We start from the raw sequence: 12,556 nt of genomic DNA, 5'->3' as shown, positions 1-12,556 counted from the left end.
GTCGTCTGTCTTTCTCTCAGAACACAGTGCCGTCGCTGTCCACGCGGATGGGTGGGACGCCGCCGGGACGCAGCTCCGCCGCCACCCGCCGCCCCGCCGTCCACGTGCCTCCCTGCAGCACCTTCCCCAGCGGCAATTCCTCCGCGTTCATCCCCAACCGCCCGCGCACCAGCGCCGCCACCCTGTCGAGCAGCGCCACCGTCAGCGCGCGCCACTCGACAATCGGCTCGTCACCGGGGTGCAGCGCCACCGTGGTGATTTTCATGTCGCGGGGCACCAGCACGCCCAGGTCCACGAAGAGGCCGCCGTTGCGGTACTCGGGCAGGCCGGTGAGGCCATCCAGCTCCGTCACCTGCACGCCGGCCTCGGCCAGCGGCTCCACCAGCGAGTACGTCAGCCACTGTGACAGCTTGTGGAACGGCACCAGCGCGTCCACGCTCTCCACCGGGCCCAGCGCCGAGTGCGGCCACACATCGCCCAGGTTGACGGCGTCCACCATGACGCGGCCCGGCCAGATGGGGCCCAGCACCTCCAGCACCAGCCCGAGCAGCTCCGAGGCCCGCACGCTGCGCCGCTGCGCGGTGATGATGTCCAGCAGCGCGCCCGGGCGGGGCAGCACCTTCGCCAGCCCGTGCATCAGGTGCAGCCGTCCCTCCAGCCCGTCGAGCGGATTGGACTCGGACACCTGCATGCCCTGCGCGAGCGTCTCGCGCGTCATCCGCCCCAGCGCCTCCGAGTCCGCGCGCAGCGGCCGGTCCGGGTCCGACGAGAAGAGCCCGTCCATGAACATGCGGAAGCTGGCCACCGCCAGGCCTTCCGAGCGAGCCCACGTGCCGCCGCCGCGCTCGCGGTAGCGCCACTTCGGGCCGCTGCCCGCGTCCAGCAGCACGCTCACCACCACGAGGTCCAGCTTCGCGCGCGCCCGCTCCTGCGGCGACGCGTCCTTGAGCCGCTCCTCCAACTCCTTCACGCGCGCCACGCCGCCCGCGTCGAAGTGGCCCCAGCGGCTGTGCAACGGAATGTCCAGCTTGGGGTACTGCTCGCGCGTCACGTTCAGCACGGTGTCCACCACCACCGGCAGCTTCGACGGCTCCACGCGGAAGTGCTGCAAGCGCCCCGCGAGGCCCAAATCCAACAACTGGTGGCAACGCTCGCGGATGGCGGCCGGCGTGCGCAGCCACGCGACGGCGGGAGATACGTGTGCCCTGCCCAGCTCTTTGTCAGACATCGAGCCCTCGTCCCTTCACCTGCGCCAGCGCGTCCGCGTCCGCCACGGGGCCCTTGGTGAAGTAGCCCGCGGCCTTCTTCGCCTCCATCTCCACCTTCGCGTCGGCGGGGATGAGGTCCTCCGGAATCGGAACCCGCTCCAGGATTTCGATGCCCGAGCGGGTAATCGCGTCGTGCTTCATGTCGCTCATCGACACGAAGCGGTGGATGCGGGTGATGCCCAGCCAGTGGAGCACGTCCGGCATGAGCTCCTGGAAGCGCATGTCCTGCACGCCGGCCACGCACTCGGTGCGATGGAAATAGGTGGCCGCCGAGTCGCCGCCCTCCTGCCGCTTGCGCGCGTTGTACACGAGGAACTTCGTCACCTCGCCCAGCGCGCGGCCCTCCTTGCGCAGGTACACGATGAGGCCCGCGCCGCCGTTCTGCGCCTGGCGCACGCACTCTTCGATGCCGTGCACCAGGTACGGCCGGCACGTGCAGATGTCGCTGCCGAACACGTCCGAGCCGTTGCACTCGTCATGCACGCGCGCCGCGAGCGGGATGTTCTTGTCCGCCAGCGAGGCGATTTCGCCAAAGACATACAGCGTGAGCCCGCCGATGGGCGGCAGGAAGACGTGCAGGTCCGGGCGCGTAATCAGCTCGGGGAACATGCCGCCCGTCTGCTCGAAGAGGCCGCGGCGCAGTGCGCTCTCCGTCAGCCCGAAGCGCTTGGCGATTCCCGGCAGGTACCACACCGGTTCCACCGCCGCCTTCGTCACCTTGACGTCGCCATTGGCCGCGAGCAGGTCACCATCCGGCTTCAGGCGCCCGGCCGCGAGCGCGTCGCGAATCTCCGGCAGGTTGATGTGCGCCTTGGTGACGGCGATGGTGGGCCGGAAGTCGATGTCCTGCTCCGAGTACGCGCGGAAGACCTGAGGCGCAATCGCGCCCCACGGGTCCAGCGAGACGATGCGCGCCGGGTCGCTCCACGAGGGGTACGGCCCCACCTGCGCGGCGGGCGAGGTGTTCTTCAGGTCGGCGCGGTGGTCCTGCGGCAACTGGCCGGCGGCCACGGCGAGCGCGCGGTACACGGAGTAGGCGCCGGAGTGCGTGCCGATGACGTTGCGGTGCGCGGGCTCGGTGAGCGTGGCCACCACGGGGCCTCGGCGCAGTGGCTCGGGGTCGCCCCAGCGGATTTGAACTCCCGGAGCCTCACCATCGGGGTGCGAGGTGAGACGGATGTGATTGACGGGTCTCTTGTCTGCCATGGGAGCGCCCTCCTTGCGGGCGCGGAGTCGTTCGAGCGCGAGCTGTAGAAATGGAAAGAGCGGAGGGCGGCTCAGCTCATCCACGAGCCGTCGGTGCGAGCCGACCACTTGCGGGTGACCTTCTTCAGCGCCGTCCAGAAGTCGAGGCTGGACGGGCCGGTGATGTCGCCGTGTCCGAAGCGCGAGTCACCGGTGCCGCCGAAGGAGAAGGGCTCGCGCGGCACGGGCACGCCCACGTTGACGCCCACCATGCCGGCGCGCACGTTCTCCACCACCGTCTGCGCCACGGCGCCGTTGGTGGTGAAGATGGACGCCGCGTTGCCGTACGGAGACGCGTTCTCGATTTCGAGCGCCGCGGACAGCGTGGGCACGCGGATGATGGAGAGCACCGGGCCGAACAGCTCGCGCTTCGCGGCCTCCATGTCCGGACGCACGCCGTCCAGCAGCGTGGGCCCGAGCCAGTTGCCGCCGGTCCACAGCTCTCCGGCGGGCCGCTTGCCGCGCCCGTCGAGCAGGACGTGCGCGCCCTCGGACTCCGCGCGGGCGATGGCGGTCTCGAGCCGGTCCACCGAGCCCCGGTCGATGAGGGCACCCATGCCGGGGCCGACCTCGAGCTTCGCGGCGCGGCGGGTGATTTCCTTCACCAGGTGCTCCACGTCACCGACGGCGAGCAGCACGCTGGCGGCCATGCAGCGCTGGCCCGCGCAGCCGGTGAACGAGTCCACCACGGCCTGCGGCGTGAGGTCCGGGTCCGCGTCGGGGACGACGATGACGTGATTCTTGGCGCTGCCCAGCGCGAGCACGCGCTTGCCGCGCTTGCAGCCCTCCGCGTAGATGTGGCGCGCGACGGCGGACGAGCCCACGAAGCCGATGGCCTGCACGTCCGGGTGCGCGACGAGCGCATCCACCGCTTCCTTCCCACCGTGGACGATGGAGAAGACGCCGGGCGGGAAGCCCGCCTCGCGCATCAGCTCGCCGAGCGCGCACGCGGTGAGGGGCACCTTCTCGGAGGGCTTGAGGATGAAGGCGTTGCCCAGCGTGATGGCGATGGGGAACATCCACATCGGCACCATCGCCGGGAAGTTGAACGGGGTGATGCCGGCGACGATGCCGAGCGGCTCGCGGCGGAACTCGCAGGTGACGCCGCGGCTGACCTCCATGTGTCCGCCGGTGTCGAGGTTCTGGAGCGAGAGCGCGAAGTCGCAGACCTCCATGCCCTTGAGGAGCCCGGCGCGGCCCTCGGCCACCGTCTTGCCGGCCTCGCTCGCGGCGAGGTTGGAGAGCCGGTCGAGGTCTCTCTCCAGGAGTGTGCGGAAGCGGTGGAGGAACTGGGTGCGCTCGCGCAGCGGAGTGTTGCGCCACTGGGCGGCGGCGGGCTTCGCGGCCTCCACGGCCTGGGCGACTCCGGACGCCTGCGTCAGGGGAACACGGCCGATGATGGTGCCCGTGTACGGGCTGCGCACGTCGAGCAGGGTGGCGCCGGCCGGCGTCTGCCATTCACCTCCCACCAGGTTGCGACAGGGAACAACGCTCTCAGGAAGATGGATGAAGGACACGCGCAACCCCCCAGGCTTAGCGTGATCGAGGTGTGTCCCATCATAGCCGCGAGCGCCGAGAGCCCGGCAACCCGGGCCCGGTACGGGTCATTCGTGAATCGGTCGACTGTCACGCTTCCAGACAGGCGGACTGCCGGAAAGCGGACCAATGCAGAGCGTCAATTGTCGACAGATGGAGGGGGGTTCGCGTGGATCAGACGCGCTGCGGCGCTTCTGTGAAGGCGCGCAGTTTCGAGAGGGTGGCGGCGTCATCCGCGTCGGGAGTGAGGCCGGCGGAAATGGCCTCCGAGTACAGCGCGAGGGCGAAGCGGAAGCGGGCGGAGGCGGTGTCGGAATCACCCTGCTGTTGAAGGAGCTCACCCTCTTCGGAGACCAGGCGGGCGAGCACCTTGACACGGATGGGGCTGCCGAGCAGGCGCGCGGTGGACACGGGGTCCGCGAGCAGCAGGGCGCCGTACTCCATGCCGAGCGTGGACAGCGCGGTGTCGTGGATGAGCCGCTGCACGTCCGCGAACCGCTGCTCCTGGCGGGCCTTGAGGATGCGGGAGAGCGCGGCGGCGAACTGCTCGATGAGACGCTCGATGTAGTCCTTGCGGATGGACATGGCACCGGGAGGGTAATGGCGACGAGGCGTGAGTGCACGCGTCTCAGTCCGCCTCGGGTGTGCCCATGCGCCTGTGGGTGATGACGAAATAGTCCCCGCGACGGTCGACTCGATAAGGGGCGGTTGGCAGGGAGACGACGCGGACCGGCGTCTTGAAGAGGGACACGTGGATCGCGAGAAGGGTCGGCACGAGACGTCCCTCGGTAATCCGCTCGAGTTCTCCGGCAACATCGTCCTGGCTCATCGTCCGTAACGGTGGCTCACGTTTGAGGAAGCAGAACGCCGCCTGGAGCGCCTGGCCAACGGAGATGAACAACTCCTGGGCGGCCTCCCACGACGGAGCATGTTCGCGCTGGAGGTTGAACAGGGTCGAGTTCTCGCAGAGGGCAACCGTGGTCGAAGCCGGCCCTTCGTCGTTCCAGACGACGACGGACAGCGAGCCGAGAACGTCTTCGCGAGGGTACTCGAAGTAGATGGCGACGCCCTGCCACGCGCGCGAACGCTCCAGCGCCTCATCGAGATTCTTGAAGTGCGCCGTCTCACCGGTCCAGACGTACCGCCCGAGCTTCGGCTCGAAAGCCAATGCCTCGCAGGGAGCGCTCGCCCATCTTGCGCCGTGCGTGTGAAGGATGGGAACGACGCGAGAAAAGACCTGCTCACGCGTCAGGTTCACCCGGGCATAGAGCGCGTAGTAGTCGCTGGCCAATGGTCGCTCCTGGGTGGGCGTCAGATGACGATGATGTCCTGGGGAGCAAGGCCTCTGCGCGTCAACTCACGAACGGCCATGGGTGTCCCTTCCCCCTGCTGAAGCTTGTAGACGAGCGTCGCTCCGAGTTGGGCGCAGAGTTCCTGCAAGGCGTTGAACTGTACGTCCTTGATGTTCGCATTGCCCGACTTCACTTCCACCACCTTCAGGACACGTCCTTCCTTATTGCGGATGACATGGTCCAGCTCCCGGTCCCTGCGTCCGCACTTCTTGCAGACCATGTAGAGCTTGGAAGCGTCGTTGGGTCCGGACATGTCGTTGCCATTCGTCACCTGGTTGTGCTCCGCCGCGCGGCCCTCGAAGAGGAGGCTGTTGGCGGAGTCCGGGTCTCCTTCTTTCTTCGCCATCGCAGCGTCTCGCCGCAAACGTTGATGCTTCTGTTCGGCTGTGTAGCTCTGCCGGGGTGCCTGGACTTCCCACGCGTGGATACAGGGTGGAGTCTTGAGCTCGGGCGGATTCTCCACGTCGGAGGAGCCGTCCGACGACCCACCTTGCACCTTCTGGATGGAAGCGCCCTTGAACTTGATGGTCATGGCGAGTCGTCCACGGTGATGGTCCCGCCCCGAATCTGGAGCTTGCCGGACTTGTCGACCCGCACAGCAAGCCTGCCGTTCACGAAGATGGAGAGCGTGTCGGTCACGACCTCGAATCGCTTGGCGGACAAGAGGTATCCCTCCAGGGAGAGCAGGTATGAGCTCTCTCCAATGGTCTCGCTCGAATCTTCTCCTGTCTTCAGGACGGCTTGACCTGCCACCTCCGCGTCCCAGTCCTCTCCAACGGATACGTGCCTGTCGCCGACCACGGTCTCCTGACGACCTCCGGCGATGGCTTCATGTTTGAGCCCCGCCACCTGTTCCCCCTTCGCTCCACCCGTGGCCTCGTTGTGGGCCAGCGCCACGTTGACGCTGTACGTCCCGCCAATGGTAGTGGCCTTCGCCGCGCCCACGTTCTCCATGGCGCTCCGTGAAACGGAAACAGTGAGGTTCTTGCCCACCGTCGTCGTCTGGTGGCCCTCCACCGCCTCACCGTGGGACTGCACCGCCTGCGTGGAGCGGTTGCCCTGCACGAGCAGCGTCTGATTCCCTTCCACCACGCTGACGTCATCGCCGCGCACGCGCAGTTCCTGGTGACCCTCCACGGTGCGCTTGCGGTCCTTCTTCACCAGCAGGTCCTCGTACCCGCCCACCAACTGGTCCTTGTCGTTCTCGGTGATGAGCTCTTCGTCCCTCTGGGCGTGGGTGAAGACCTCCTCCTCCCCGGCGACGTCCTCGATGCGCACCTCGTTGAAGCCGTCGCTGCCCAGGCTGGAGGCGCTCTTGCGCGTGGACTTCGTCTTCTCGTCCGGCAGTGCATACGGCACCGTGTTGGTGCCGTTGTAGACGGCCCCCGCCACCAGCGGCCGGTCCGGGTCTCCCTCCAGGAAGCGGACGATGACTTCCTGCCCGATTCGCGGCAGCCACACGTCGCCCCACGCCGGGCCGCCCCACGGCTGGCCCACGCGCACCCAGCACGAGGACTTCTCGTCCCGCTTGCCCTCGCGGTCCCAGTGGAACTGCACCTTGATGCGGCCGTGCGCGTCCGTGTGGATTTCCTCGCCCGACGGGCCCGTCACCGTGGCCGTCTGCGGCCCGGCGATTTGCGGCAGCGGCGTCAGCCGGCGCGGACGGAAGGGCACCGCCTTGGGCAACAGGTGGAACTGGTTGCGGTAGAGGCCTTGCAACGTCTCGCTGCCGCTGGAGACATCCGGCTGCATGCCCGAGTGCACCACCTCGGTGATGAGGTACTCGCCCGCGAAGGTGCCGTCCTCGGGCGCGTCCAATTCCACCAGGAAGCCGGGCGTCAGCCGGGGCGCAATCGCCTCGCCCGTCAGCGTGCGCCCGCCCATGCCCGCCGCTTCCGCGCGCACGCTGGCCGCCGCCTTGCCCACGCCCGGCGCCACGTAGCCGGCCGGGTAGTCATAGATTTCGAGCGCGGCCACGCCCTCGACCGCCTTGCCCTTGCCGGAGATGTCCACGGCGGGCTTCTCGAAGTCGAAGTCCTTCAGGTGCACCGCGCCCGGACGCAGCCGGTGCACGACCTCCAGCGCGTAGACGAACTCGCCGTCCACGGCCTCCTTGCCCATGCGCGGCCGCAGCGGCAACGTCTGCCCCTGAGGCAGCGGCGCGTGCGCGGAAGGCTTGTCCCCCAGCACCAGCGTGTGGCCGGAGTCGGTGTGCTCGAAGAAGTAGAAGATGCCCTCCCACTCCATCAGCCGGCTCAAGAAGGCGAAGTCGCTCTCGCGGTACTGCACGCAGTACTCGCGCGCCGCGTAGCTGCCGCTGAGCGCCAACCGCACCTCGACGCCGCCCTCCCGCAGCACGGCCGCGAGGATGTCCAGCACGCTCATGTCCTGGAAGATGCGACTCTTGTGCACCTGTGACAGGCGCCACAGCGTGGGCACCACGTGCGCGCGGTAGCGGCGGCGGCCCGTCTTCAGACCCAGCGACTCCACCTCGCGCACCATGCCGTGCACGTAGCGCGGGCTGCCGTCTCGCACCGACAGCGTCACCAGCGCGTCCCTGCCCACGAGGTCCGCGACCGCCAGCGGCTCGCCATCCTTCGTGAAGAACTCCACCCGGAAGTCGAAGGGCCGGCAGATGGCCTCCCTGCCCGTGAAGTCAGACAGCACCAGCGACTCGTCGCCGAGCGTCCCAATCCGCAACGTGAACGCCCGCGGGTTCCGCCACACGGCGAGCCTCTCTGGCGGGTCCCACCCCGTACCCGCCGTGGGGGCATGCTGCCCCATCAAAGCCAGACAGCTCCCGCCCGGACCCTCCCGTGAGTCGTCCAGGACACAGACGGGAAGTAGGGCGTGGGCATGCCGCGGATGCGCCCCCTTCCGACAACCGGCCCCGGACGGAGTAACGTAGCGGCCTTCACGACCCCAGGCGGGAGCAGTTCATGAGTCAGAGCGGAAGCAGTGCAGAGGGAGCGCGCGTTCGGTGGCTGGTGGCGGGAGCCTTCTCCCCCGCGTCCTCCGGCCGGCGCTTCCACCTCACCCCCGAGTCCTTCGGCAGCGAGCTCGCTCGCGCCGCCACCGGCGTGCGAATCACCGTGGCCGACCGCCTCGGCGCCGCGGACACCCGCTCCTTCGAGCTGTCCTTCGACCGCCTCCGCGCCTTCGGCATCGCCGACCTCATCAACGCCGTCCCCGAGCTGCGCGCTCTCCAGGCCCTCCACTCGGACCTCTCCACCTCCGACCCGCTCCGCCCCATCTCCCCGGAGGAGGCCGCCACCCGCGTCGCCACCATCACCGGCCCCGGCCGCCTCCCCGACGCCGTCGCCGAGGCCATCCGCGCCACCCTCGTGCCCATCAGCCCCACCGTCCCGGCGGCGGCTCCCACGACGTCCGGGGATGAGCTCGTCGAGGCCTTCCTCAACCGCGCCGACGCGGGCTCCCCCGCCGCCGCGTCCCGCGCCGTGGATGCCTTCCTGCGCGCCATCAACCCGCGCGCTCCGGCCTCGTCGGCCGCGCCGGCCGCGAGCACGTCCCCGTCCCGCAAGACGGCGAGAGACCTCATCGAGGAGGTCATTCTCACCACCGCGAAGGACATCCTCGCCGCCGAGCCCATCGCCCGCCTCGAGTCCGCGTGGCGCGGCCTGCGGTGGCTGGTGGACCAGTGCCCCAAGTCCTCGGGCATCGCCGTGGAGGTGCTCGACGTGTCCCGCCCCGCGCTGCTGGAGGCCCTCCAGAACGCGCTCGCGGCCGAGCCCTTCGACCGCCCCGACGCCGTCTTCCTCGTGGACTCGTGTGATGACGTGGGGCTGCTCGGCAGGCTCGCGTCGCTCGGGGAGCGCTCGCAGGTGCCCGTGGTGGCGTCCGTGGCGTCGTCGCTCCTCGGCGTGGCGCCGGGCGAGCTCTCCGCCGCGCTGGAGGAGGAGCGGGACACGGTCTCCGACGAGTGGACCGAGCTGCGTCAGGACGAGTCCTCGCGCTGGCTGTGCGCCGCCATCAACAACGTGGCGACGGTGAGCGAGGGGCGCGGCTCGGCGAAGCGCTCGGCCTTCACCAGCCCCGCGCTCGGCGTCGCGGCGTTGCTGTCCGCCAGCTTCCGCGACACGGGCTCCTTCGCGCGCATCATGGGCCAGCCCGGCGGCCTGAAGGCCCCGGCCATCTGGGAGATTCCGTCCGGCCGCGAGAAGGGGCTCGGTATTCCCACGGAGAACTTCCTCCCCATCCGCGCGCAGGCGCGGCTGGAGGGGCGCGGCATCCTCGGGCTCGGCAGCGGGCGCAACGCGGACGCGGTGCTGCTGTCCGCCGCGCCGACGGTGTATGGCGGTGGCTACGCGGTGCCGCTGCCCGCGCAGCTCCTCACCGGCCGCATCGTCCGCTTCGCCACGTGGGTGAGGGACCAGCTCCCGTCCGGCAGCGGCAACGACGAGGTCTCCGCCATCTTCGCCCAGGCCGCCGAGGTCTTCCTCTTCCGCGGCGCCACGGAGAACGGCCAGGTCCGCGCCGAGCTCGTCTCCACCGATGACGGCCGAGGCGTCCACGTCAGCGCCACCGTCCGGCCCGAGCACGCCGGCACGCGCTTCCAGCTCGCCTTCGTGCTGCCGCTGCGGGGCTGAGCGGGTCGCACTTCAGCGGTCAGCGCGCGGGCATGCCGTTCATCATTGCCTGCGTGCTGCCGCTGCGGAGATGTGCGGGGCGCACTTCAACGGTCAGCGCCCCCCGAGGCCATGCCGCTTGCGGTACGTGCGCGGTGAGGCGCCGAAGGCCCGAGTGAAGCTCGTCGTGAAGTGGGACAGGTCCCCGAAGCCCGCCTGCATCGAGACCTCGGTGACGGGCGTACGCGTGGTCCGCAGGGCCGTCGCGGCCACCCGCAACCGTGTGGCGATGACGAACTGACGCGGCGTCTGTCCCGTCATCGCGCGGAAGACGCGCAGGAAGTGGAAGCTGCTCAGGCCCGCGTGCGCCGCCAACGTGTCGAGCGAGCAGTCCTCCGCGCTGTGCGCCTCGACATACCGGAGCGTCCTCGCGACACGGTGCGCCTGCGCGGACGTGGGGGCCGTCACCGAATGGACGCCGCCGCGGTCCTCCGTCAAAGCCACCGAGGCGACGGTGAATGCGGCCTCGCGCAGCGCCTCCGGCTCACCGGTGCGCAGGGCTTGATACGAGAGAGCCACCGCATCCGTCGACGCCACGAGCGCGGGAATGAAGGCCCGCCCGAACGCGCGCCTTGCGCGAAGCCGCGCATCGAGCGAGCCACCCACCTCGTCGAGGAACGCCTCCGCGTACTCGAAGACGACGGAGCGGTCCCCGCCGTCATCGACGTGGCGGTACGCATATTCCTCCTCGGCATTCCCGAGCAGCAGCGTGCCCGGCCCCGCGAGCGTTGCGCCCTGGGCCGAGCGGGCGTGGAAGGCCCCCGCGAGCACGACGCTGATGTGGACGAGAGGGCTCTCACCCTCGAAGACGGGGCTGCCCGGCCCCTTGTGGCAGACGCAATCCCACGCACAGAACGCCGCGTCCTGCGCGAGCAGGTGCACCCCGCACGGCTTCACGGGCAGGCCCGGCACCTCCGCAACATTCCCCAAGTTTCGCGCCACATCCGGATGCTACTGCAATGCCTCTCCGGAGGTCTTCGAGACATGCCCTCACGACAGATGCTGTGGCTCACCGTGCTGATGCTGACCGGGTGCAGCACTTCCTCCAACCAACAGGCGCGCACGAGCGAAGCCCACGCCCCAGAAATCTACGGAGCCGGCCACTTCACCACCGGCGCCTGGGACTTCTTCATGGCGTTCTCACCCGACCAGCAGCGCGTCCTCTTCTGCCGCGCGGACGACGCATTCGAGCAGTACGAAATCCTCGAGACGCGGCTCGGCGCGGACGGACACTGGTCTCCGCCCGTGAAGCCTCGCTTCGCGACGGAGTGGAGCAACGCGGACCCGCACATCTCTCCCGACGGCCGCAGCGTCTTCTTCATCTCCAACCGTCCCCACCCGGGAGAGACGAAGGCGCGCGCGACGCACGACATCTGGGTCGCCCACCTGCAACCGGATGGCGAGTGGAGCGAGGCCACGCGACTCCCCGCGCCGGTGAACGACGCGAGCCTCGACGAGTGGTCCCCCGCCGTGGCCGCCAATGGGAACCTGTACTTCGGCGGAGAGCGTCCAGGGACTCGCGGCGACAGTGACCTGTGGGTCTCACGACTCGTGGACGGCGTGTACCAGCCACCGGAGAACCTCGGTGACGCCATCAACACCGCCGGTTCCGAGGTGGAGCCGTGGATTGCGCCGGACGAGAGCTACCTCCTCTTCAGCGCGCTCCGCCGCCCGGAGAGCATCGGCAGCTATGACGTGTATCTCAGCCGCAGGCTTCCGGGAGGCGGCTGGGAGAAGGCGCGGCTGCTCGGGAACGGCATCAACTCGCCGGCCCGCGACTTCAACCAGAGCGTGTCGCCGGATGGAAAGTGGCTCTACTTCAGCAGCAACCGGCCGCACACCAGGGACGTGGGCCCGCGGTTCGACTTTCCGAGGAACGACGCCGCGCTCATGGGCATTGGCAAGGGCACGGGTGACATCTACCGCGTGCCCATGAGCGCGCTCGGCCTGTGAGGCGCTACTTCAGGCGCAGCACGTACGCCGTGAGGAACACGGAGGGCAGGTCCATGTCCCCTGCGGGCTCGCGCACGAAGCCGCGCTTCATGTAGAGGCGCGCGACGCCGTCGGCGCCCTTGCGCACGTGGAGGCAGATGGCATCCACGCCCCACTTGCGCGCGAGGTTCTCCGCCGCGTCGAGCAACGGCTTCGCGAGGCCAGTGCCGTGGTAGCGCACGGCGGTGGCCAGTCCGCGCAGGTCCGCCGATTTCGGCAGCCACGCCTCCGAGCCCGGCGCTCCGGGAGGGAACAGGGCGACCGTTCCCACCACCTCGCCGTCCACCTCCGCGACCAGGATGGTGGCCACCTTCCGGCGGGACGCCACGTCCCGCAGTTCGCGCTTGCGCTCCTCCGTGTAGACGACCTCGGGGAGCTTCTTGGCGTACTGCGTGATGAAGGCCTCGACCAGCAACTCGCCTATCGCCGCGTCGTCCTCGGGCCGCGCCTCGCGGATGACGGCCCGTTCCGCCACATTCTGGGTGCTCATGGCCGGGGGCTCTAACACGCTCGCGCA

The 12,556-nt window shown here is 69.4% G+C and carries 11 protein-coding genes; 2 read left to right on the top strand and 9 right to left on the bottom strand.

The window, feature by feature from the left end; genetic code table 11:
• Window positions 1-16: 16 nt before the first annotated feature.
• From ACVTJA_RS00880 to ACVTJA_RS00850, 7 genes are all read right to left on the bottom strand, one after another.
• Complete coding sequence (locus tag ACVTJA_RS00880) at window positions 17-1,228, bottom strand: DUF1688 family protein (RefSeq protein WP_465832941.1); 1,212 nt, start codon at window positions 1,226-1,228, stop codon at window positions 17-19.
• Complete coding sequence (locus tag ACVTJA_RS00875; RefSeq protein ID WP_465832940.1) at window positions 1,221-2,474, bottom strand: GTP cyclohydrolase II; 1,254 nt, start codon at window positions 2,472-2,474, stop codon at window positions 1,221-1,223. The genes ACVTJA_RS00880 and ACVTJA_RS00875 overlap by 8 nt, the downstream gene beginning before the upstream one ends.
• Before the next feature lie 71 nt (window positions 2,475-2,545).
• Window positions 2,546-4,030 carry a CoA-acylating methylmalonate-semialdehyde dehydrogenase gene (locus ACVTJA_RS00870; protein WP_465832938.1) on the bottom strand — a complete coding sequence of 495 codons (1,485 nt, stop codon included), beginning with the start codon at window positions 4,028-4,030 and terminating at the stop codon, window positions 2,546-2,548.
• 193 nt (window positions 4,031-4,223) lie between these two features.
• Window positions 4,224-4,634, bottom strand: a complete 411-nt coding sequence (locus ACVTJA_RS00865) for a hypothetical protein (RefSeq protein WP_465832936.1) — start codon at window positions 4,632-4,634, stop codon at window positions 4,224-4,226.
• Window positions 4,635-4,677: 43 nt separating this feature from the next.
• Window positions 4,678-5,340: a hypothetical protein gene (locus tag ACVTJA_RS00860; RefSeq protein ID WP_465832935.1), complete on the bottom strand. Its 663-nt coding sequence runs from the start codon at window positions 5,338-5,340 to the stop codon at window positions 4,678-4,680.
• A 20-nt stretch (window positions 5,341-5,360) separates the two neighbouring features.
• Window positions 5,361-5,747 (bottom strand): hypothetical protein, encoded by a 387-nt coding sequence (locus tag ACVTJA_RS00855; protein ID WP_465832933.1) that lies wholly within the window; start codon window positions 5,745-5,747, stop codon window positions 5,361-5,363.
• A 182-nt stretch (window positions 5,748-5,929) separates the two neighbouring features.
• Window positions 5,930-8,128, bottom strand: coding sequence for a type VI secretion system Vgr family protein (locus tag ACVTJA_RS00850; protein ID WP_465832931.1), 2,199 nt, complete (start codon window positions 8,126-8,128; stop codon window positions 5,930-5,932).
• A gap of 212 nt (window positions 8,129-8,340) precedes the next feature.
• On the opposite strand from ACVTJA_RS00850, the gene ACVTJA_RS00845 reads away from it, so the two are divergent.
• A complete protein-coding gene (locus tag ACVTJA_RS00845) occupies window positions 8,341-10,008 on the top strand; it encodes a type VI secretion system contractile sheath domain-containing protein (protein WP_465832929.1) in 1,668 nt (555 codons plus the stop codon).
• Between the two features lie 93 nt (window positions 10,009-10,101).
• Here the strand turns inward: ACVTJA_RS00845 and ACVTJA_RS00840 are convergent, their stop codons facing one another.
• Window positions 10,102-10,977 (bottom strand): helix-turn-helix domain-containing protein, encoded by an 876-nt coding sequence (locus ACVTJA_RS00840; RefSeq protein WP_465832927.1) that lies wholly within the window; start codon window positions 10,975-10,977, stop codon window positions 10,102-10,104.
• 54 nt (window positions 10,978-11,031) lie between these two features.
• Here ACVTJA_RS00840 and ACVTJA_RS00835 point away from each other — a divergent pair, with 54 nt between their 5' ends.
• A complete protein-coding gene (locus ACVTJA_RS00835) occupies window positions 11,032-12,000 on the top strand; it encodes a TolB family protein (protein WP_465832926.1) in 969 nt (322 codons plus the stop codon).
• Window positions 12,001-12,004: 4 nt separating this feature from the next.
• On the opposite strand, the gene ACVTJA_RS00830 is transcribed toward ACVTJA_RS00835, so the two are convergent.
• Window positions 12,005-12,529, bottom strand: a complete 525-nt coding sequence (locus ACVTJA_RS00830; protein WP_465832924.1) for a GNAT family N-acetyltransferase — start codon at window positions 12,527-12,529, stop codon at window positions 12,005-12,007.
• Window positions 12,530-12,556: the final 27 nt, after the last annotated feature.

It is taken from the genome of Pyxidicoccus sp. M6 (genome assembly GCF_055568925.1).
Note: the sequence above shows the minus strand (reverse complement) of the source record. Positions and strands in the feature narration are given on the sequence as shown.